At 40.0% G+C, this 20,378-nt stretch carries 23 protein-coding genes; 10 read left to right on the top strand and 13 right to left on the bottom strand.

All coding sequences use genetic code 11. The features are described from left to right. Positions 1-88: 88 nt before the first annotated feature. The 4 genes from J2Y03_RS19500 to J2Y03_RS19515 all read left to right on the top strand — a co-directional run bounded on the left by J2Y03_RS19500 (position 89) and on the right by J2Y03_RS19515 (position 4,196). Positions 89-1,462 (top strand): S1C family serine protease, encoded by a 1,374-nt coding sequence (locus J2Y03_RS19500; RefSeq protein WP_310197328.1) that lies wholly within the window; start codon positions 89-91, stop codon positions 1,460-1,462. A 145-nt stretch (positions 1,463-1,607) separates the two neighbouring features. After that, on the top strand, positions 1,608-1,841 hold the full coding sequence (locus J2Y03_RS19505) for a hypothetical protein (protein WP_310197072.1): 234 nt from the start codon (positions 1,608-1,610) through the stop codon (positions 1,839-1,841). A 191-nt stretch (positions 1,842-2,032) separates the two neighbouring features. Next, positions 2,033-2,599: a glycerol-3-phosphate acyltransferase gene (locus J2Y03_RS19510; protein ID WP_310197075.1), complete on the top strand. Its 567-nt coding sequence runs from the start codon at positions 2,033-2,035 to the stop codon at positions 2,597-2,599. Continuing rightward, positions 2,592-4,196: an aminotransferase class V-fold PLP-dependent enzyme gene (locus J2Y03_RS19515; RefSeq protein WP_310197078.1), complete on the top strand. Its 1,605-nt coding sequence runs from the start codon at positions 2,592-2,594 to the stop codon at positions 4,194-4,196. Before J2Y03_RS19510 ends, J2Y03_RS19515 begins: the two co-directional genes overlap by 8 nt. Positions 4,197-4,310: 114 nt before the next feature. On the opposite strand, the gene J2Y03_RS19520 is transcribed toward J2Y03_RS19515, so the two are convergent. The 3 genes from J2Y03_RS19520 to J2Y03_RS19530 are packed head-to-tail and all read right to left on the bottom strand — an operon-like array spanning position 4,311 to position 6,397. Beyond that, complete coding sequence (locus J2Y03_RS19520; RefSeq protein ID WP_310197331.1) at positions 4,311-4,595, bottom strand: magnesium chelatase subunit ChlI family protein; 285 nt, start codon at positions 4,593-4,595, stop codon at positions 4,311-4,313. A 9-nt stretch (positions 4,596-4,604) separates the two neighbouring features. Beyond that, the gene (locus tag J2Y03_RS19525; RefSeq protein ID WP_310197080.1) at positions 4,605-5,798 is read right to left on the bottom strand and encodes a YifB family Mg chelatase-like AAA ATPase; all 1,194 of its coding nucleotides are present in this window, start codon (positions 5,796-5,798) and stop codon (positions 4,605-4,607) included. Further along, positions 5,783-6,397 (bottom strand): transposase, encoded by a 615-nt coding sequence (locus J2Y03_RS19530; RefSeq protein ID WP_310197083.1) that lies wholly within the window; start codon positions 6,395-6,397, stop codon positions 5,783-5,785. Before J2Y03_RS19530 ends, J2Y03_RS19525 begins: the two co-directional genes overlap by 16 nt. 193 nt (positions 6,398-6,590) lie before the next feature. Between J2Y03_RS19530 and J2Y03_RS19535 the strand changes: the two genes are divergently transcribed. The 3 genes from J2Y03_RS19535 to J2Y03_RS19545 all read left to right on the top strand — a co-directional run bounded on the left by J2Y03_RS19535 (position 6,591) and on the right by J2Y03_RS19545 (position 7,903). Next, a complete protein-coding gene (locus tag J2Y03_RS19535; RefSeq protein ID WP_132091457.1) occupies positions 6,591-7,031 on the top strand; it encodes a helix-turn-helix domain-containing protein in 441 nt (146 codons plus the stop codon). A gap of 106 nt (positions 7,032-7,137) precedes the next feature. Further along, positions 7,138-7,563, top strand: coding sequence for a DUF6376 family protein (locus J2Y03_RS19540; protein WP_310197088.1), 426 nt, complete (start codon positions 7,138-7,140; stop codon positions 7,561-7,563). A gap of 166 nt (positions 7,564-7,729) precedes the next feature. Continuing rightward, a complete protein-coding gene (locus tag J2Y03_RS19545; RefSeq protein WP_396954228.1) occupies positions 7,730-7,903 on the top strand; it encodes a DUF3221 domain-containing protein in 174 nt (57 codons plus the stop codon). A gap of 18 nt (positions 7,904-7,921) precedes the next feature. On the opposite strand, the gene J2Y03_RS19550 is transcribed toward J2Y03_RS19545, so the two are convergent. The 3 genes from J2Y03_RS19550 to J2Y03_RS19560 are packed head-to-tail and all read right to left on the bottom strand — an operon-like array spanning position 7,922 to position 10,808. Then, positions 7,922-9,097 (bottom strand): ABC transporter permease, encoded by a 1,176-nt coding sequence (locus J2Y03_RS19550; RefSeq protein WP_310197094.1) that lies wholly within the window; start codon positions 9,095-9,097, stop codon positions 7,922-7,924. Further along, positions 9,094-9,795 (bottom strand): ABC transporter ATP-binding protein, encoded by a 702-nt coding sequence (locus J2Y03_RS19555; RefSeq protein WP_310197096.1) that lies wholly within the window; start codon positions 9,793-9,795, stop codon positions 9,094-9,096. Before J2Y03_RS19555 ends, J2Y03_RS19550 begins: the two co-directional genes overlap by 4 nt. Continuing rightward, on the bottom strand, positions 9,792-10,808 hold the full coding sequence (locus tag J2Y03_RS19560; protein ID WP_310197098.1) for an efflux RND transporter periplasmic adaptor subunit: 1,017 nt from the start codon (positions 10,806-10,808) through the stop codon (positions 9,792-9,794). Before J2Y03_RS19560 ends, J2Y03_RS19555 begins: the two co-directional genes overlap by 4 nt. Before the next feature lie 256 nt (positions 10,809-11,064). Between J2Y03_RS19560 and J2Y03_RS19565 the strand changes: the two genes are divergently transcribed. Continuing rightward, complete coding sequence (locus tag J2Y03_RS19565) at positions 11,065-11,814, top strand: C39 family peptidase (RefSeq protein ID WP_396954229.1); 750 nt, start codon at positions 11,065-11,067, stop codon at positions 11,812-11,814. 23 nt (positions 11,815-11,837) lie between these two features. Here the strand turns inward: J2Y03_RS19565 and J2Y03_RS19570 are convergent, their stop codons facing one another. Then, entirely contained in the window at positions 11,838-12,440 is a 603-nt protein-coding gene (locus J2Y03_RS19570) for an energy-coupling factor transporter transmembrane component T family protein (RefSeq protein ID WP_396954231.1), read from the bottom strand. A 456-nt stretch (positions 12,441-12,896) separates the two neighbouring features. On the opposite strand from J2Y03_RS19570, the gene J2Y03_RS19575 reads away from it, so the two are divergent. Then, positions 12,897-14,936, top strand: coding sequence for a molybdopterin oxidoreductase family protein (locus tag J2Y03_RS19575; RefSeq protein ID WP_310197101.1), 2,040 nt, complete (start codon positions 12,897-12,899; stop codon positions 14,934-14,936). Between the two features lie 182 nt (positions 14,937-15,118). On the opposite strand, the gene J2Y03_RS19580 is transcribed toward J2Y03_RS19575, so the two are convergent. The 3 genes from J2Y03_RS19580 to J2Y03_RS19590 form a co-directional block, all read right to left on the bottom strand. Continuing rightward, the gene (locus tag J2Y03_RS19580) at positions 15,119-16,090 is read right to left on the bottom strand and encodes a ring-cleaving dioxygenase (protein WP_310197104.1); all 972 of its coding nucleotides are present in this window, start codon (positions 16,088-16,090) and stop codon (positions 15,119-15,121) included. 146 nt (positions 16,091-16,236) lie between these two features. Beyond that, positions 16,237-16,707 (bottom strand): hypothetical protein, encoded by a 471-nt coding sequence (locus tag J2Y03_RS19585; protein WP_310197107.1) that lies wholly within the window; start codon positions 16,705-16,707, stop codon positions 16,237-16,239. A gap of 195 nt (positions 16,708-16,902) precedes the next feature. Continuing rightward, positions 16,903-17,424 carry a DUF6241 domain-containing protein gene (locus tag J2Y03_RS19590; RefSeq protein WP_310197109.1) on the bottom strand — a complete coding sequence of 174 codons (522 nt, stop codon included), beginning with the start codon at positions 17,422-17,424 and terminating at the stop codon, positions 16,903-16,905. Positions 17,425-17,806: 382 nt separating this feature from the next. Here J2Y03_RS19590 and J2Y03_RS19595 point away from each other — a divergent pair, with 382 nt between their 5' ends. After that, positions 17,807-18,289 (top strand): sigma-70 family RNA polymerase sigma factor, encoded by a 483-nt coding sequence (locus tag J2Y03_RS19595; RefSeq protein WP_310197113.1) that lies wholly within the window; start codon positions 17,807-17,809, stop codon positions 18,287-18,289. Positions 18,290-18,336: 47 nt separating this feature from the next. On the opposite strand, the gene J2Y03_RS28965 is transcribed toward J2Y03_RS19595, so the two are convergent. The 3 genes from J2Y03_RS28965 to J2Y03_RS19605 form a co-directional block, all read right to left on the bottom strand. Beyond that, positions 18,337-18,708 carry a DUF5658 family protein gene (locus J2Y03_RS28965; RefSeq protein WP_396954232.1) on the bottom strand — a complete coding sequence of 124 codons (372 nt, stop codon included), beginning with the start codon at positions 18,706-18,708 and terminating at the stop codon, positions 18,337-18,339. A gap of 278 nt (positions 18,709-18,986) precedes the next feature. Beyond that, positions 18,987-19,280 (bottom strand): hypothetical protein, encoded by a 294-nt coding sequence (locus J2Y03_RS19600; protein ID WP_310197116.1) that lies wholly within the window; start codon positions 19,278-19,280, stop codon positions 18,987-18,989. Positions 19,281-19,390: 110 nt separating this feature from the next. Beyond that, on the bottom strand, positions 19,391-20,284 hold the full coding sequence (locus J2Y03_RS19605; RefSeq protein ID WP_310197118.1) for a GNAT family N-acetyltransferase: 894 nt from the start codon (positions 20,282-20,284) through the stop codon (positions 19,391-19,393). Between the last annotated feature and the right edge of the window lie 94 nt (positions 20,285-20,378).

The following is a 20,378-nucleotide window of genomic DNA, read 5'->3' on the forward strand; positions in this document are numbered from 1 at the left end:
GTCCACGAGCGGTGACAGGCACCAACAATTAATGAGGGCATATATTAGATAGATATTTCCAAAATCATGGAAAGGGTGATTTTATTTGATGAAAAGGGCCCTGTTTACAATTCCGCTTTGTTTGATACTTATTGGGGTAATTGTTGCTTCTTTTGTTCTGATGGGTATTAAACCAAGCTCTTCGAATATTTCTCAAGCTCAGAAGCTAGCAGAATACTCGAAGCCTGCGGTGGTTCGGATTCTTGGCTACTCTGTTGTCGGATGGCAGTTTAACAATCCGAATGACCCTGAGGTAGAAGCCATACTTAGTCAATTAAACTATCAATCTGTTATAGGGGGCTCTGGGTCTGGGGCAATTATTAGCTCTGACGGCTACATTGTCACCAATGCCCATGTGGTGGAAGCCGCTCAGATGGAAGACGAAGATATTGCCAATGCAGCATTTGATCAGCTTGTTACAATTATGGCAGATTATTTTCAGGTAGACTATGACAGCGTGTATGAATATATGTTGACTTATACGCAATATACGGAGATTCAAAAGTTGATCAAAGTCATTCTACCAGGCGGAGACACACTTGATGGTGAAGTGAAAAGCTATGGTGCACCAATCAATGAAGGTAAAGATGTGGCGGTACTTAAGATTGAAGGGAAAAACCTTCCTACGTTAAAGCTTGGAAATTCCGATAACATCCAGAACCAGGATAATATTTGGATAAGCGGCTATCCAGCTGCCGCAGATTCTGATTTGTTATCACCGGATTCCTCTCTTGTATCTTCCATGAATGCAGGGCAAATTTCTGCTACTGATAAGAAAACAGAGCAAGGAAGCCCCGTTATTCAAATTAACGCTGCGGCCACACATGGTAATAGTGGTGGTCCAGTTATCAACGAAAAAGGTGAAATCATTGGCTTACTAACCTTTAGAGGCGATACGGTCAATGGTCAAGAAGTACAAGGATTTAACTTTTCCGTACCGGTTAATACCGTAAAGGAATTTACAAATCAAGCAGGAACAAAGAATACTTTTAGCAGTACAGATAAGCTTTATAAGGAAGGGCTGGAGCTATATTGGGGCGGTTACTATGAAAACGCACTTGAAAAATTTGAAGCTGTTCAGAGACTGTATCCAAGCCATTCCGAAATTAAAAAGTTTATCACCAATTCTGAACAAAGAACTGGAGACAGCAAAACGTTGTGGTCTGATTATAAAACACTCTTCTTTATCGTGGATGGCGTTGCGGCATTACTGATTATTCTACTAGTAGTCTTTACATTCGCCTTTAAACCAAAAAGACCTGCAGCGGCAGCTATGGCAACACCGCAGACAACACCAGCCCCGCCATCAACACCAGAAAACACAATCCCAGACTTAAACAATGATGGAAAAATTGATGTCCAAGATATCATACTCGCGCTCCAAGAACAGCAAAAGAAACAACAGAAAAAGGACGATGAATAATCATGTCTGCATAAATCCATGTATAAACGGAGGAAAATGAATAAATGGTGACAGGCACCCCTCAAATTAAAACGTATAAAAAGCCATAGGAGATAATATCTATTTATAAATGTTGCTTTTTGAGGGGGTATGTCATCTGAGAGGATTGTTACGATTGGTTGGTTTCCTCATTTTTATTTTCGGAGTTTATCTGATATTTGCTGAACAGATATTTTTTGGAGTTTTATCCATCATATTAGCCTTTTTAATTTTCCCAAACCGTAGTGGCATCAAAAGCCACCATTATAACTACGACAACGACTATAGTAATGATTACACCTACAGCTCTGACAGTGATTCAGGTGGAGGGGACTCAGGCGGCGGAGGCGGCAGTGACTAGTTGAAAAACATTCTCAAAATTTGAGGATGTTTTATTTTCATCCAGAAAATGATATATAGGAGCGACAGCCTTACATGTTTTCTTTTTGTAGGATGTTTTCACAAAGTATGTGAATAATTTAAAAATCATATTATAATGGTAATAAATTCTTTTTTCCATCATGGCCCAGTACTTATAAAGGTTGTGTTTTGATGATTTGGTTATACTTTATTTCCTCCTATTTAATTGGCAGTATCATGTTTGGCTTTCTAATCACGAAGATTTTTTTTCGTAAGGATATTCGCGTTCGGGGAAGTGGGAATGTCGGCGCTAGAAATGCCGGCCGCCTTCATGGTAAAACGGCCTTTGTACTAATATTCCTCGGGGATGCACTAAAAGGAGCCCTAGTGATTTTAGCTGCCCGTTACCTGCAATTCTCTGAAACTATTCAACTAATCGGTCTAGCCTTAGCAATTTTGGGTCATATAAAGCCGATTACATTGAAATTTAAGGGGGGAAAAGGGATTTCAACCTTCATCGGTGGAATTATTACCTTTGAGCCCGTCCTTGTACCAGTAATTATCTTGGGTTTCGGCATTCTCTACCCTTTTTTGAAAAGTTTTACTTTAGCTGGATTGGGGACATTTCTTTTTATCCCGGTGGTTCTTTTTTTAATAAATAACGATTGGCTAAGTTGCATTGTAGCATTAGGTATTATCGCTATACTTTACGCAGCACATGCAGAAAATCTCAAGGAAAGGCTGAAACCTAATGAGTAAGCACGAGTTTTTTTTCAAAATTGCAACCTCTCCTGATGAATTTGAACAAATTCATCGCTTAAATTATCTAACCTTTTCAGAGGAAATTCCACAGCATCAAAAAAATGAAGAGCAAAAATTAGTGGACCAATTCCATGCTGAAAATACATATATTATTTGTATAAAAGAAAATGAAGTCATTGGTATGGCTGCAGTTCGTAATAACCGACCTTTTTCACTGGATAAAAAAATTGGCCCTGTAGAACAGGCACTCCCATTTTCAATTAATTCACCATGTGAAGTTAGACTATTATCTGTCAAAAAGGAATATCGTAATGGACGAGTCTTTTTAGGCCTCGCACAATTTCTAATAAAATATTGCATAAAAAAGGGCTACGACATCGCTTTAATATCAGGGACAGTTCGCCAATTGAAGCTTTACGGTCAGTTAGGATTTCAGCCGTTTGCGCAATTAACGGGGACAGATGAAGCACTCTTCCAACCCATGTATTTAACAAAGAAAACATTTGACGAATCAATTGCTGGCAGAATCCTTCCGCCGACCATTCCATTCTTGCCGGGACCTGTTCAAATTTCTGAAAAAGTCATGGCTGCTTTAAGCAAAACTCCCATTTCTCACCGGTCAGACCAGTATAAGGAAAAGCTCAAGAAAGCTAAGATTTTACTTGGTCAGTTAGTGAACAGTAAATATGTTCATATATTCCTAGGTTCTGGGACACTTGCCAATGATGTAGTGGCTGCTCAGCTTTCCTTAGAAAGAGGCCGGGGGCTTATTTTAGCCAATGGTGAATTTGGCAGCCGCTTAGTAGAACAGGCTAATAGATTTGGTCTCCATTTCGATGTGTTTCAAAAAGACTGGGGAGAGTTTTTTACGCGGGATGAAATAATATCGAGACTATCGAACGAAACTACCTGGATTTGGGCAGTTCACAGTGAAACATCTTCTGGAATGCTCAACAATCTTGGACTATTAAAGGATATTTCGGAACAGCACCACCTGAAGCTTTGTCTTGATTGTATTAGCTCTCTAGGGGCAATAGAAGTAGATTTAGATGGGGTATTTTTAGCAACGGGTGTTAGTGGGAAAGCAATCCGTGCTCTGACAGGGCTATCGTTCGTTTTCCATCACCACGAGGTACAGCCGTCATTAGCACTACCGAAATACCTTGATTTAGGAACATACATGGCAAAGGATAGTATTCCTTTTTCGCAATCATCTAATCTATTAGAAGCTCTTCTGGCAGCATTAGAGGATATTAATATAGAAACCTTCCAAAAAGTGGTGAAAACACACTCTTTCTTGAAAAATCTGCTTAAACAATTTGGCTTTACCATCATTAGTGATGAGAACAGTTCACCAATCATTCTCACGATTGAGATACCAGATACCATTTCTTCCGCTGTAATTGGAGATATTATCTATAATCATGGCTACCAGCTTCACTACGAAAGTGACTATCTACAGCAGAGAAACTGGATTCAGATCGCTTGCATCGACAATTATGAAAACGCAGATCTAGAAAAAATGGCCAATCTCCTAAACCGTGTCATATCCTATGAGAAAAACAGCCACACAACAAAAAAACTACTAAAATAAAAAAGCAAAACTCACTACCGTATCACTTGGTAGTGAGTTTTTCTTTTAAAGTGTCCTCCTGAGGTGGACAGTGTCCACGAGCGGTGCCTGTCACCCATACTGTCACCCATACTATCACTGAAGTTTTGCAGCTTCCCAAATACTTTGATCGGTTATTGTGGTTTTTCCCTCTAGGTCAGAGATGGTACGAGCAAGTCGGATGATTTTGATTTGGGTACGGTTGCTCCAGTTTTTCTTTCCAGCAAGTTGTTGGAGTATTCTTTGCTGCTTTTGTGTTAATGGGCTTGTTTTTTGTAGTGTGTCATAACTGACTCTACCATTGCTTTGCTCTTTTCCATACCGCTTATATTGTAGATTCCTAGCAGCCTCTACTCTACTTTGAACTTCTTTTGAAGAAATCTCACTTCCTTATGACTTCCGTTCTAAATCCACATGATTTACGGTGAGATGAATATCAAATCGGTCACGAAGCGGACCAGAGATTTTATTTTGATAATTTAGGGTCTGCCTTGGTGTGCACGTACAATAATGTGTATTGGAACCTGCATAACCACAAGGACATGGATTCATTGCAGCGATTAAGATAAAGGATGCAGGATAGGTGAGTGTAGCATGCGTACGGCTGATAGTAATTTTTCCATTTTCAAATGGCTGACGTAACATATCAAGTGTTTTTTTCGGAAATTCAGCAATTTCATCCAGGAATAAAACCCCGCGATGGGCTAAGGAAATCTCTCCTGGTTTTGGATAAGTGCCACCACCAATAATGGAGATTCCAGATGCAGAATGATGAGGATTTCGAAATGGGGGCATTTTTGCATTTGGGTAGCTGATGCCACTTAATTGATGTAGAGAAATTATTTCGAGCTGGGCTTCTTTGGACATTGCAGGTAAAATCGAAGGAAAACTTTCAGCAAGCATACTCTTCCCACATCCGGGAGGTCCCGTCATCAAGACATGATGTTCCCCTGCTGCTGCCACTTCTAATGCCCTTTTGATATTTCTATGTCCAACTATCTGGTTAAAGTCAACAAAGCTATTAATATGTAGTTCAATTTTTTCAGTTTTTGGGGTGTTAAAAGTATCTCCTTCTCTTCCTTCTAGTTTTGCTATAACATCATTCAACGTAGAGACATAAATAATTTCCAACTCATCAAAATCTAGGACCGGCAACTTTTCGTCATAAGGCATATACAGCCTTTGTAAGCCTAACCTTTTTGCAGCTAAAACGGCAGGCAGCATTCCTGCAACTGGCACAATTGCTCCGTCTAACGATAGCGCTCCAATGAATCCAGAGTTCTCAGGAATCGAGATGGCCAGCTCATTCAGACTTACTAGCACACCAATCGCCATAGGCAGATCAAACATTGGACCACTTTTCTTTTGTTCAGATGGTGAAAGGTTAATGATTATTTTTTGACCATTTACGGTATATCCTAACGACCTAAGTGCGGCAATAATTCTTTCTTTCGATTCTTTCACCGCTGCATCTGGGAGGCCAACTATACGAATCGAATCATTTCCAACAAACGTCTTCACCTCAACATTTACACGATAACCTTCCATACCTTTAAGACCGATACTTGTTACTTTTGCACACATGGATTTTCCTCCGCCTTTCTTGGAATCATCATGACTTTTCCATCATCGAGTAAAAAAAGGTCCATTAGAGGAGTCTTAACATATTCCTCATAATGCTTAGCTGCGGGGGAGGGAAAATAGGAAAGCAGATGTTTGGTGTAAACGAGCTGGGATGCCTCCCCATTAACATAAGCGTTATAACTGCTCCAAGGGTAGTCCTCCAGCTCATCGACAAGTCCAGCCTTCAAGGGATTTTGATGGATATACTTGCTGACATCAAATTCGTAATCAAGGGAATCTAGTAATTCAGCTCCGTAACGTTTTTCAAATACATGACCGCTATAATCATATTTTTTATTAAAGTATTTGGCGTATTTGGTATTGAGGTGGCTCATGATTATGGATGGTGAAGTGTCTGAAGTTTCGAGCTGGAGATGTGTGTGATTGGTCATTAAGCAGAAAGCATGAAGGGTAAAGGAAAATGTGGCCTTTGTTTCTTTTAAAAGACTTAGGTACTTTGTGTGGTCATCGTCATCATAAAAAAGTGAAGATTTCCGATTACCTCTACTCGTAATATGGTATTTTGCACCTTGAAACCAAGCACGGCGTTTTCGACCCATAGCGGTCACTCCTATTTAGTTGGATTTTGGTTGATGAAAAGTTGGTGAGTTGAAAAGCGAAGAGAACAGATTACATTAAATTATACCATTCGACAACATCCCCCAAAATCCTCCTCACTTAATAGAAGAAAGGTCATTCATTTCTAATTAAATGAAATTAATTATATAATTAACTTTGAAAGGTGGAAAAAAGATGTATTTAGGAAAATTAGAACATGGCAAAGTAATACGTAGATTAAGAATGGAAAGACAGCTTTCAATTGAAGATGTTGCTGAACTTATTGACGAAGACGTCAAATTTATTCAAGAACTTGAAGAAGAGATGTACCCAGATATAACAATTGGAATCTATTATCGTTTAGCTAAAGTATTTGAAATGGAACCCCATGAATTAGTTAAAGAAATTTCCTTAGAAAATATAGATTATGTTAATAGGATTTTGACATATCGGCGTAGCCGATATAAAGAAATAAAACAGAGAGATACACAAAGAAAATTAGTTCTACAAAAGAAAATAACACATAACTTCAAAAATAAACGTACAAAACTTCATTTTAAAAATAAAATAATCACTACTAATAATAGACCAACAACCCTCATTAAGGAACTTAATAAAGTATATGAGATTTTCTGAGGAGAGATTTGTGTCCATTCCACACGGACAAAAGGTACTATTTGTCCACGCGTAGTGACAGGCACCATTAAAAGGAGGTTTTAATTTAAAAAAATTACTGACTTTATTGTCTGCCAGCATGTTATTGCTGCTTGGCGGATGTTCGTTCCTTAATGACGCACAGGATACAATAACATATGTAAATGAAGCAACAGATTATTTATCCGCGGCTACTGATTTTGCTAATGATGCTCCGGCTCTTGCGCAACAAGCCATTGGTGACATTCAAGCAGCTGAAGATCTTCAAACCATGCATCAAGATATGCAGCAAACGGTAGAATCGTTTAGTGATCTTCAAGCACCCGATATTGCCGCTGAGCTCCACCAGCAAATCATCGAACAAAACAGCGCCGTTATTACTGAAATCGAAACATACTTGAACAATTTCAAAGACGGTCTGCTCGACCCTGCTATTCTAGAAAATACAGAGCTGTTTCAGTCCGTACAAGACACCACCAGCATTATCGACCAGATTCAACAGCTCGGTGAATAGTTCGTTCTCCATCACAAGGAGGTAGAGCGACATAAAAAAATATATTATTTTTGCTATCATCTTATCTTTCTTTCTTCTTACAGGCTGCACGCAAAAGAGCGACGTAAAAGGAGAATTTGATATTAAGGGAACTGTTATCGATGTAAGCAAGGATGGTCGTGGAATTTTGGTTGAGGATGAGAAATTGGGATTAATCTGGCTCTCGCTCCCTGAAGGAAGCGACATAAAAACCTTCGAAAAAGGTCAGACAGTTGCCGTTTGGACAGACGGAAAAATTAGAGAATCCTATCCATTACAAGGTACTGCTTTAAACATTGAAATTATAAAACAGGCTGATTGATTAATTCAGCCTGTTTTTCTATTGATATCGTAATGCTTCAAGCGGGCTAAGGTTGGCTGCTTTATTGGCAGGGAATATTCCAAACACAACCCCAATGAAAATCGAAAAGGAAACAGCAATTCCAACTGCCCACCAAGAAATAGCAACCTCCATCTCCAAAGCCACGGACAGAACCTCGGCACTTCCAACACCAATCAATACACCAAGAATTCCTCCGATTCCGCTCAAGACAATCGCTTCAATTAAAAACTGCCCGAGAATGTCCTTCTTTTTCGCACCGATGGCTTTGCGAATCCCAATTTCTCGTGTCCTCTCCGTAACAGAAACAAGCATGATGTTCATGATTCCAATCCCGCCAACAATAAGCGAGATACCAGCAATCCCAGCAAGGAGCATCGTCATGGTATCCGTAACGGATGTTAATGCTTCGGCAATATCGGACTGATTCCGCACATTATAACTCGAGTCATCACCGCCAAATTCGATATATAAGGTACGCTCTATCTTTGCCATCCCGATATCAACTGTTTCTTCCGATGTCATTTTTACATCAGCAGAAGTCACAACCGTTTGTCCCAAAAATCTCTGAGCCGTTGTAAATGGAATCAGCACTTTATCATCCACAGAACCTTGCAATTCATCCCCTTGTTCTGCCAAGACTCCAGCCACTTTAAAAGTAGTTCCATCAATCTTAACTTCTTTATCAACTGGATTGGTAAATCCAAATAATTCAGTCGCTACACTTGCACCCAAAAGCACTACTTTATTACGATTGTCCTGATCGATATCTAAAATAAACCGGCCATTCCGGACCGAAGTATCCTCGACCGTTTCATAAGATGGTATGACACCTTCAACCGTGATACTATCCGAGCTCGTTGTTCCATATGTCACGGTACCACTTCCTGAAACAGTCGGCGAAACAGCTTCCACCTCCGATAATTCTTCAAATTCCATAATATTATCATAGGTCATTACTTCTTCTTCCGAATTTCCCGAAAGTGAGACTGACACCATCGTCGTTCCTAAACCTGAAATATCATCTGAAACGGATTGCGAAGCCCCCTGTCCTAAAGAAACTAATGCGATAACAGCAGAAATTCCAATAATAATTCCCAGCATCGTTAAAAACGAACGAAGCTTGTTAGTGAGTATATTTTTAAAGGCGATTTTAATCGCTTGTCCAAATTTCACAGAAGAACAGCCTCCTTCTCAGCTAGTATCCTGCCATCATGAATCCGGATAATCTGCTTCGCTAGTTTCGCAATATCCAAATCATGCGTAATAAGGATAATCGTATGTCCTTGCTTATTGAGCTCTTTCATCAAGTTCATGACTTCTGCACCGGTTTTACTATCTAATGCACCGGTCGGTTCATCTGCTAATAAAATCGGCGGGTTGCCAGCTAGCGCACGGGCAATCGCCACCCGTTGCTGCTGTCCACCGGATAATTCTGTAGGACGGTGATGTGCCCGGTCCTCTAACCCTACTTTTTTTAGCGAACTCATCACGATTTCCTTCCGCTCATTTCCACTTAACCCCCGGTAGATAAGCGGCAATTCCACATTTTCAAAGGCTGTTTGCTTCGGTAAGAGATTAAACGATTGAAAAATAAATCCGATTTTTTGATTGCGGACATCTGCCAGTTGTTTATTTTTCAAGGAAAAAACATCTTTTCCATCAAGGTGGTAGTCGCCAGTATCAGGAACATCGAGGCAGCCAATCATATTCATTAAGGTAGACTTACCAGAACCTGAAGGGCCAATAATCGCAACAAAATCACCGTGGTGAACAGAGAAACTCACATCATCTAATGCCTTCAACGTTTCCCCGCCCATTTTATAAAATTTGCTTAAGTGTTTGATCTCTACAATAGGCTGTTCCTCTATCATTGTTGTGTACCTCCTTGTCCTCTGTCTCCTGGAGGCATACCGCCTTCTGGCCTTTGTCCAACGTTACCACCCCTGAAATCGCCACCTGGAAACAAACTATTTCCACTCTGGCTGCTGTTTTCAGTGTTAAGTGAAGGTAAGACTACCTCATCACCGGCTGTTAACCCACTGATGATTTCCACGAAAGTACTATTTTGCAACCCAATTTCAACAGGCTGCTGAGTGGTTTTTATGGTAGATTCTTCGCTTTTTTCCTCTGATTCACCTGCAGCTGCCGTTTGGTCCTGTGAAGGAACAAGTACATAATAACTGTCATTTTGTTTTTGGATGGCCGCTACTGGAACCATCACAACGCTTTCCTTTTTCTCCGTAATTATGTTTGCTTCGGCTGTCATTCCTACCTTAATATCCATGGGCTCATTAATCTGAATGTTCACAGCAAACTTAGCAACTGTACTGCTTGAATCTTCTGTTGCCTCCTTTGAAACACTTGTTACCGTCCCAGTAAATTTTTTCTCTGGGAGGGCATTCACATCGATAGTTGCAGTTTGTCCTACCTGTATTTTTGAAACATCTAATTCATCAATATTTACGACCATTTCCAGATTCGTATAATCTGTTACTTCTACCAATTCTGTTTTCGTTTGTACATCCATCTCTGCTTCAACATTTAACGCCGTGATTTCACCTGAAAATGGAGCCACAATCGGATCTAATTCATCGTCCTCAAATGTGATGAGCTCTGCTCCTGCTTCAACGGTGTCACCCGCTGCCACCAACACTTCCTCGACGGTCGCGTTAGCTTCAGCCGTAATCATTTCTTCATTAATTACGGAAATATTACCCGTCCCACTAACGCTGACATGGATATTTCCAACCTTAGCTGCTGTCGTTAACGTCTGAACTTGAGGGGCAGCTGCCGCCTGACTTTTATTCGTAAAATAGTTGTAACCTCCAATTCCTGAACTAATTACTACAATCAAAACCACAATACTAATCAACCATTTTTTCATTCTATTCTTCCTTCCCTTTTTTAAAATCAAGCCCCTTATGAAGCTTGTCTTGGTATATGCTTCTGCTTCCCTTCCACATTGCCTATCATAGGTTCCCAATATGTCAGGAATATGTCGGTCTTAATTTTTTAACATTTAGCCGAATGGGTTAATAGAATCTTCCATTCCCCTTCATAATTTGTTCATATCTATCCCTTAACCTTGATTTAATAGAATGCCTCTGCTCCCTTCTAAACGAAATAAAGGAGGTATTTTGATGATAAAAATAATGAACCTTAGCTTGATTGGGATTATGGTCATAACAGGTGTTGTCTTTTTTTCAAATAATAAGGAAACAATATCTTCCGAAAAAAGGGGTAATACAGGAGTAGTAGAAGAAAAGATTCTATCAGAAAAAGTCAATGTTTCGGAAGATAATAAAATCGTAGAGGAAATGCTGCTGGACGTACCCTTGCTTAATCAAATGGACGCTCCTCAATTGTATAATGGCTGTGAAGTTACCAGTCTCGCGATGATCTTAAATTATAAAGGGATACCCGTGACAAAAAATCAACTAGCTCAGGAGATTGAAAGAGTTCCACTGCAATATAATAATGGAGGAAATGGAAATCCAAACACAGGTTTTGTGGGCAATATGGAAGTTGGACCAGGGTTAGGTGTGTTCCATGAACCTATTTTTGAATTAGCTCAGAAATACTTGAATGCTGCCGACCTAACAAACTCATCGTTCAATCAACTGTTAAAAGAAGTAGCAAACGGAAACCCCGTTTGGGTCATCACAACCTCCACGTTTGCACCTGTTTCTGATTTTGAAACATGGCAGACTCCAGAAGGAACAGTTGATATCACGTATAAAATGCACAGCGTAGTGATAACTGGCTATGATTCTGCGAATATTTACATTAACAATCCTTATGGAACGAAAAATCAAAAAGTGGACCGGGAAAGCTTTATCAAAGCGTGGGAACAAATGGGGAAGCAAGCTGTAGTGGTCTATAAAAAATAGGCGCCAGCTGTGGCACCCTATTTTTAAAGTTCTCCATTATAAAATTGTAAGAATCCTAGTTTCCAAGAGATAAAGGCGCTGAGAATGACAGCGCTAATCATGAAAAAGAAGAAGAGCCAGTCGAGCCAGGAAACTGTGATTTCACGGTAGAATATCCGATTTTTTGCTCCGGTGAAGCCCTTTGATTCCATGGCGAGTGCCGTTCGTTCTGCTTTGCGAATCGCTCCCGCAAGGAGTGGAATCACATATCTTTTCAACTGTTGCAGTTTTTCCGAAATGGTCCGAGCCCTTGCGACTCCCCTGACTCGATGGGCATTTTGCAGTGTCTGAAACTCCTCCTTGATTAATGGCAGGAAACGGTATCCAGCCATGATCCCATAGGCAAGCTTTGGCGACAGCTTACATTGCTGCATTAAACTTAGTAGAAAGTCGGTTGGCTTTGTCGTTAACGTAAACATAATCGATAACGTTGCAAAGCTTAACACTCTCAGACCAAGCGAAGCTCCCCTTTGAAAGCCTTCTGCTGTCATCGTCAAAAATCCCCATTGCCAGATGACTTGGTCCCCTTCTTGAAGCCGTGGAAATAGAGTGATACGGTGCCTGTCACCGTTTATGCATTGATGTATAAACGGTGACAGGCACCGCCCGTGGACACTTCCGACACTCCGCTAGAATAATATAGGGTATAACTATTTATATTGGGGGTAGATAGATGGCTTTTTGGGATATATTTTTTCATAGGTGTGTGTTCTGTAAGCGGAGGGTTAGACCTTTAAGGAGTTATATGGATGATAATGGGAAGGTTATTAAAGTTTGTATTCCTTGTTCGGAGTATGCTGAACGGAGAGCTTATAGAGTCGTAAAATAATGATTTGATATATTACTGGTAATTTTTCCATTAAGAAGCCGGACAAATTATTTTTATCATTTTGTTCGGCTGATATTTATTTGTCCATAACACTGTAGTCCTATATATTTCTATTCATGTTTATATTCCCTTGCCTAACCTACTAAGCTGTCATATGATTAAAAAAATATACAATGATGTATAAATGGTGACAGGCACCGCGAAAGGAGCTTTTATGGACCAACATGGAATATTCAAATCAGTCTGCCCACTTGATTGTCCGGATCAGTGCGGTTTGCTTTTACATAAGGTTGATGGAAAAGTGGTAAAAGTGGAGGGCGATTCAGAGCACCCGGTGACAAAGGGGAATATTTGTAATAAGGTTCGAAATATGACAGAGCGGATTTATGATGAAAATCGCTTAAAATATCCCTTGAAGCGGGTTGGTGCTAAGGGAGAAGGACGATTTGAGCGAATCAGCTGGTCGGAAGCCATTGACACCATTACTTCTAGATGGAAATCACTTATCCAAACTGACGGACCTGAAAGTATTCTTCCTTATAGCTTTTATGGAAACATGGGCCGGCTGAATGCCGAGGGTATGGACCGGCGATTCTTTAACCGCTTGGGTGCGTCTCAGCTTGAGAGGAGTATTTGTAACTCTGCCGGCACGGCTGGCTACAGATATACCATGGGCGGCAGCTTCGGAACCGATCCGGAGGATACGATTCATTCAAAACTCATTATTTTTTGGGGGATTAACGCAGCAAGCACCAATATGCATCAAGTGGTACTAGCTCAAAAAGCACGCAAAGAAAATGGCGCCAAAATTGTCGTCATTGACGTTCATAAAAACCAAACTGGGCGATTAGCAGATTGGTTTATTCCTATTTTACCAGGAACCGATAGTGCGCTTGCACTTGGAATTATGCATATATTATTTGCTGAAAACATGGTGGATGCTTCCTTCTTACAGCAATATACCATTGGCTATGATGAACTACGTGAGCATGTAATCCAATACGATCCAACAATCGTTTCAGAAATAACTGGGGTCCCAGTTGAGGATATCTATAAGCTTGCGAGAATGTATGGTAAAACTTCACCGTCTTTTATTCGTATCGGTAACGGACCGCAGCACCATGATAATGGCGGAATGTTTGTCCGCACAATTTCTTGTCTTCCAGCATTAACAGGTCAATGGCTCATCAAAGGCGGCGGTGCCATTAAGGGAAACTCAGGATATCTTGCTCTTAACTCGTCAAAACTGCAGCTTCCAAGATTATTGAAAAATAAACAGACGCGAGTGATTAACATGAACCAGCTTGGGGAAGCTTTACTAACATTAAATCCACCTGTAAAATCACTTTTTGTTTACAGCAGTAACCCTGCTGTTGTGGCTCCAGAAGGTAATAAAGTAAGAAAAGGCCTTGAGCGTGAGGATTTATTCGTCGTTGTTCACGATTTATTTTTAACCGAAAGTGCTAAATACGCTGATATCGTGTTGCCTGCAACATCATCTTTTGAGAATACGGATGTATACACATCTTACTGGCATCATTATCTTCAGATTCAGCAGCCAGTAATCGAACCATATGGTGAGTCAAAATCCAATGTTAGTGTTTTCCGTCTGTTGGCAAAAGGAATGGGATTTGAAGAAGCAGCATTTGAAGAGACAGAAGTCGAAATGATTAAGCAAGCAATCAATCAAGTGCCCAATCCTTATTTGGATGGAATCGATTATGAAACTTTAATAAAAAAGCAGTATGTAAAAGCAAAGGTAAAGCCCTTGTTCCCTGGTAAGCTCCGAACACCAAGCGGGAAAATAGAACTCTACTCAAAACGGATGAAGGCAAATGGACATCCACCGTTACCAACCTATATCCCAATCGTTCATCATGGGGATCATCCCTATCATTTTATTCCGGCACCAAATCATAATTTCTTAAATTCTACGTTTTCAAATAATCAAAAGCACATTAGTCTTGAAAAAGAACCCCGATTGCATATGAATAGCAAGGATGCCGGGGCGTGTGATATTGAGGACGGAGATTTAGTCCGTGTTTGGAATCAGCGTGGGGAATGCCTGTTAAAAGTAAGTGTAGGAGAGAATGCCCTCCCAGGAGTAGTCGTCACCCAAGGATTATGGGCAGATATAGAAGGCACCAAACAACTCGTAAACACCCTCACACCAGACCGAATCGCAGATATGGGCGGGGGCGCCACCTTCTTCTCGGGCAGGGTCAGCGTAGAGAAAATATACAGTGCTATATAAATAAATATACATTGAAATATGCATAAACCGAGAAAAATGCATAAATGGTGACAGGCACCGCCATCGGCGGTGCCTGTGTATTAAAGTGAGAGTTCACCTACATTTTTTAGTGTGACTTCAGTTTCTTCTTTACCTTTTTCAATTACTTAACCCAAAAGACAAGGACTAGTTCCTTGTCTTTCTTATATGTCTAAATCTAATGGTCTTAATTTTTCTTCAATTTCTTTTCGACGAGGTTCCAAGAAAGGTGGGAGCGCTAAAGTTTCCCCTAAGGTTTCAATGGGCTCGTCTACATCAAATCCTGGTGTGTCGGTCGATAATTCGAAAAGGATATGATTTGGTTCTCTGAAATAAAGAGCTTTAAAGTAATAACGCTCCACTTTTCCAGAATTCATTAGTCCAGAAGTGGCAATTCTCTCCGCCCAATATTCATATTCTTCTTCGTTAGGAACGCGAAAAGCAACATGATGGACACTGCCTCGACCCGCTCGAACCCTTGGTAATTCTGGTCTTGTCTCGATGTGTACCTCAGCACCAGCTCCGCCCTCTCCAGTAGCAAAAACTTGAATGGCTGGGAAATCTCCTGCAAGTGGAGGATAGCTTCCAACCTTGGTAAAACCCATAATTTCAGTTAAAACAGAGATGGTTTTTTCTGGGACAGCAACCGTTAATGTGACAGGGCCCAAACCTAAAATAGCATGTTCTACTGGGACATCACTTCCACCCCAAGGGACACCTGGACGAACTCCCTGTTCTCCGTTATCAGCAACTAAGATTAATCGTGTGCCCTCAAAATCCTGAAATTCTAGAGAATCGCGATTATTTCGTTTTTCAATTGAGTCATGTTGAATCCTAAATTGCTTAAAACGCTCCTCCCAATAATGGAGGGCATTCGTATCTCTTACTCGAAGTGAGGTAGATGAAATACTCCCAACGCCAGGATAGGTATGCCCCAAGCCAGGGATATCAAAGAAGGTAATCTCCGTACCTGGACTTCCCTTCGCATCCCCATAAAATAAATGATAAGATTCTGTATTATCCTGGTTCACCGTTTTCTTAACCAACCTTAAGCCCAAAACCTTTGTATAAAATTGAAAGTTCCTCTCTGCCTTACCCGTTAAGATCGAAACATGATGTAAACCTAACAGCTTCATTAAATGACCCCCTAAACGAACTGCACTTTGATATTTATCTCGAATTCAAGATAATTATAAACAAAATAGCCAGCGCCCGTCAACTGTCCACCACAGGTGGAAAGTGTCCACGGGCGGTGCCTGTCACCGTTAATTTCCACCGTAATTTACTGATTATAATCCCAAATGATCTTCCATTCCTCTTTTTCTTCCACTGCAAAGACTTCCTGTTCAAGGTCAAAGTTGCCATACTTTCCTTTGTAGGTTTGGGTGACTAGGATTTTGTAGACGTTTTTTATGGTTGGTCCTGTTTTGGACATTTTCCATTGTTCGATATGTTCTGGTTCACTCATAGAATAGTCAAAGGTCTCAACGCCGAAGTGATTCATAAATACATGTGCACGATCCTGGATATAAGAGCCTTTGCTGAATTTCCCCTTCATGGCCGAATGGAAAAGCTGCCACGACGCAGAGAATTCACCTTCTTGTTCATAGCGATAGAACTCCCCCACCACAGCAACAGCCTGCTTCTCTGGCGAAGACATCGCACCCATAATTAACATAAAAACAGTAACGATACATACAAGAAGCACCATTCCCATGACAAGTCCCTTAAACGACGCAGATTTTCTAGACATGGACATCTCCTTTAATACAGACTTCCTATACTAAAGGATATGTCCCACTACGGACGAATAGTATTAACTTGCTCTGTCTTAGGGACTGTCCGTCTCAGGTGGAAAGTGTCCACGAGCGGTGCCTGTCACCGTTACTTCACCGTTACTTCACCGTTACTTCACCGTTACTGTCACTATCACCACAACATCACCATTTTACCTAAATTCTTTTTCGATGTACTCTAGTTCCTCTTGTGGGGTGAGGAGTCGGGTTGCTTTTCCGATGTTTCCTTTTTGGTGGGACCATACTCGGTTGTGAGCGCTTACGGAATTGGTGAAGTCTTTTTTTGTCCAAGGTTCTAGGATGTCTAGCAGCATTTGTTTGTTACTACGTTTTTTAAAGTCTTTGTTTTTTATCACTTCATATAGTTTCTGGACTTTATCAGCGGTTATTTCCGAAGATCCCCATTTTTTATCCGCCTCGACCTTTTGGTGGCTCATATTATGTACTTCTTGGATTAATTCTTCATCATTCATAGTCTCATAATCTGCTGTGACTTTGCTTGATACGGGCGTCTCAAAGCTCTTTTCTATTTTTGTTTCAGCCTCTTTCGTCGAAACAGGATCGTTTTTCTTCAAACTCAATTTCAGCCCGCCATCATCACTTAAATAAAAATAGACTCCTACGATACAAGCTAGAATTCCAATGATAGAACCGGCCGCTCTAAACTTCTTCATGGTGCTCTCTCCCCTTACTTATATTTTGGTATCTATTCATCTCGCACTATGAAAAACCTAATTTCTATTAATTATACAAAATTATGCCAGTTACTTGTACTTTTATTGTAAGAATACAAATACTCCAGCCTTTTTAATGGAGATGTCCCTGCGAACTTAGGGTCTACTTTTTTTAAAAAAGCAAAAATCGCAAATTGACTGATAATAAGCCAAAAAGGCAAAATCCCCTAATAAAACTCAATTAATCGCACAAAACGTGATTGTTCTGACAATTTTCCTTTGGTTAATGGATTTTAGCCTGTTCGCTGCGTTCTAAATTTCCCTATATGGTAGAGGTACCCGGGAATAAAAAGAAAAGCGCGCTTTCTGAAAGGGACTATCCTTGGAAAGCTTTGAACAGTTAGCCAGCCAATATGAACCCATGATTCACCGGATTATAAACACACTGCACATTTATAAAAATAAAGATGAATTTCACCAGCACGGACTTATCGCCCTCTGGGAGGCAAGCAAACATTTTGACTCTAAAAAAGGACAATTATCCACCTTTGCATATGCCTATATAAAGGGCTACCTTCTTATGGAATTGAGTAAGGCAACAAAAGAATCGGAAAGAAGTATTTATCCTAAGGGAGTTTTTTGGGAAAATGCAGTGGATCCGTATTCGGAGAGCCTGTTGGAAAAGGAGATTCTTTTTTCCTATTGTCATAACCTGACACCCCATCAGAAAAAGTGGTTTCTACTTTCAACTTTAGAGGGCTTGAGTGTCAATGAAATTGCTAAAATGGAAAAGGTATCAGTATCAGCTGTAAAAAGCTGGCAAAAAGGTGCTCGAGAAAGATTAAAAGTTGCTATGGAAAAATAATAGTAGGGAAGCCCAAAGAAAAGGTGCCTTTGCTTTAAAAGGCACCTTTAAATAAGGACAATGAGCCAGTAGCAATGGAGAAAGAATACTATGGTATAAAAGCTTGTGGCAAAGACAGTTAATCCTCGAATAAGGGAAGATGTTGGTACTTTTTTAAATACAATAAACAAATAAATGCACAGCGAAAATGCCAGCTTTGTAAAAATAAACAATAAGGGATCGGTCCCATATATCCTACTCATTAATGGATTCATCTCTTGTATAAACGAGTTTTCCAATCCAAAGTAGGTAATGAAAGCATCGAAAATATTTAAGAGAGATAAATAATGAAAGAGCAAAATCACTGCACCACCACCTTCATGTGTTCCTAATAAAGAACAATTAATAAAATTCCTTTTTAAGGGTGTTATATCCTGCATGATAGATAGAGAATCGTTTGACAAATTCCCCCACTAATCTACTTATTAACTGCTTATCAAGAAAATATACTTCCTTAAGAACTGGCACAGCGTTGAAATTGGTGCAAACTAAGTCAAGAAGAAATAGAGAAAACACTATAGAGGGCACCACGAAAACACAAATGAGCGCATAGGTGGACACAAAACGAGATTCAAAAAAAGAAGAGAAGTGCTGAAGTAGCACTTCTCTTCTCATGAACCGGCAATTGATGTTTCCATTTAGCAACTGGTCTGTATTCTTATAGTTTCCAGGTTGGAAAGTCTTTTTCATTTCGTTTTTCATACTCCGTCATTCTAGAGTATGAGTTTGAAAGCTTCGATAGGATGTACCCCTGTGGGCTTTTTGTCTCTTCCTGATCGTTTACCTCTTGAAGTTTAATATTTGTAAACATAAGAGCTACTTGAGCTAAACTCTCAATCGTGTCCATCAATGCAGGGTTGTCATTGTAATTTTTTTTAGCAATGGAATAAATATAATCTAGTCGGTTTCTAATATGCTTAAGCGTATCTTCATCAAATTGATCTTTTTTCATTACATTTCACCCCTTATTTATAAAGCATATGGAACTTTAGGGTATATGGAACGTAATAAAATAAATAAATATAATGAAGAATAAACTGGTTATCAATGAAAACTGGGCAGTTATAAAAAATATTGATAACAGGCAACTGCCTCTACCTGTTTAAAGCCTTCCTGTATATAGAGTGCCTTTGCCCGGTCATTCTCCCCATTCACACAAAGGATGGTTCGTTTATAGCCCTTTTTTCGGGCAAACTGCAAGGATGCTCTTAGCAATGTTCCTCCTAAGCCGCGACCTTGATACTCAGGTATAATTGCAACCGGTCCAATATTCATAATAGGAGCATTCTCATATTCATCATCGGCACCTCTAATCACTCCTACAGGATTTCCCTGATGGAAAAGGATCATCATGCCGCCTTCTATGTAATCTTGATGGGTCAACAATTCTGCGACACCTTCGGTTGTAATCGGTGTTTCACTGCCTTTAAGTTTTGAAAAAGCTGCATTTCGAACCTGTCGCCAATTTTCTTCATCCTCTCCCGAGAGAAAAGGTCTAAGCTCATAACCCTCAGGAAAATGAACCTCAGGTACTTCTAAATCTTCTCTTACAAGGACGAAAGAGAATCTTTCTACAGAAAACTTCAATCCTTCAATCATCTCTGTCAGTTTTTTATTTACAACTGGTATAAACAAAAAAATCTTATCCAGATCGGATGTATGTTTTATAAGTGCCTGGAGCAAAATTTGATAGTGTTGAATATCATCAATTTCTGAGTGAAAAATCCGAAAACGTGCCCTTCTTCCGCGTTTATGATAATCATCTAGGATAAGAGAGGCCGCTCCAACGATTTCATCCTTCTCATTTGTAAGAATATAAGTAGGATTTTCATCCTTAACCTCAAACTCCTCTAAATCACTATCATATAAATAGGAATCATCAATCTCCCTTCGATGCTTCTTACAATAAGCAACAAAGTCACTTACTCTCTCTTTTTCTAACGACATAACTTTCATAATTACTCCCTTTCGGTGCCTGTCACCATTTATGCAAATTGTACCATTTATTCACCCATTTATGCATGAAACCACTCTTAACCGTTCAGACTTG

The organism is Neobacillus niacini (genome assembly GCF_031457145.1).
In the GTDB taxonomy this organism is placed as follows: Bacteria; Bacillota; Bacilli; order Bacillales; family Cytobacillaceae; genus Neobacillus; species Neobacillus niacini_J.

What these genes read in the sequence shown, in the direction of transcription:
- J2Y03_RS19600 (WP_310197116.1), bottom strand. Translation starts at nt 19,280, where the DNA reads ATGAAAAAAGATCAATTTGATGAAGATACGCTTAAGCATATTAGAAAC.
- J2Y03_RS19515 (WP_310197078.1), top strand. Translation starts at nt 2,592, where the DNA reads ATGAGTAAGCACGAGTTTTTTTTCAAAATTGCAACCTCTCCTGATGAA.
- J2Y03_RS19530 (WP_310197083.1), bottom strand. Translation starts at nt 6,397, where the DNA reads ATGGGTCGAAAACGCCGTGCTTGGTTTCAAGGTGCAAAATACCATATT.
- J2Y03_RS19580 (WP_310197104.1), bottom strand. Translation starts at nt 16,090, where the DNA reads ATGAAGCTGTTAGGTTTACATCATGTTTCGATCTTAACGGGTAAGGCA.
- J2Y03_RS19565 (WP_396954229.1), top strand. Translation starts at nt 11,065, where the DNA reads ATGATAAAAATAATGAACCTTAGCTTGATTGGGATTATGGTCATAACA.
- J2Y03_RS19535 (WP_132091457.1), top strand. Translation starts at nt 6,591, where the DNA reads ATGTATTTAGGAAAATTAGAACATGGCAAAGTAATACGTAGATTAAGA.
- J2Y03_RS19585 (WP_310197107.1), bottom strand. Translation starts at nt 16,707, where the DNA reads ATGTCTAGAAAATCTGCGTCGTTTAAGGGACTTGTCATGGGAATGGTG.
- J2Y03_RS19500 (WP_310197328.1), top strand. Translation starts at nt 89, where the DNA reads ATGAAAAGGGCCCTGTTTACAATTCCGCTTTGTTTGATACTTATTGGG.
- J2Y03_RS19560 (WP_310197098.1), bottom strand. Translation starts at nt 10,808, where the DNA reads ATGAAAAAATGGTTGATTAGTATTGTGGTTTTGATTGTAGTAATTAGT.
- J2Y03_RS19605 (WP_310197118.1), bottom strand. Translation starts at nt 20,284, where the DNA reads ATGAAAGTTATGTCGTTAGAAAAAGAGAGAGTAAGTGACTTTGTTGCT.
- J2Y03_RS19525 (WP_310197080.1), bottom strand. Translation starts at nt 5,798, where the DNA reads ATGTGTGCAAAAGTAACAAGTATCGGTCTTAAAGGTATGGAAGGTTAT.
- J2Y03_RS19555 (WP_310197096.1), bottom strand. Translation starts at nt 9,795, where the DNA reads ATGATAGAGGAACAGCCTATTGTAGAGATCAAACACTTAAGCAAATTT.
- J2Y03_RS19590 (WP_310197109.1), bottom strand. Translation starts at nt 17,424, where the DNA reads ATGAAGAAGTTTAGAGCGGCCGGTTCTATCATTGGAATTCTAGCTTGT.
- J2Y03_RS19510 (WP_310197075.1), top strand. Translation starts at nt 2,033, where the DNA reads ATGATTTGGTTATACTTTATTTCCTCCTATTTAATTGGCAGTATCATG.
- J2Y03_RS19575 (WP_310197101.1), top strand. Translation starts at nt 12,897, where the DNA reads ATGGACCAACATGGAATATTCAAATCAGTCTGCCCACTTGATTGTCCG.
- J2Y03_RS28965 (WP_396954232.1), bottom strand. Translation starts at nt 18,708, where the DNA reads ATGCAGGATATAACACCCTTAAAAAGGAATTTTATTAATTGTTCTTTA.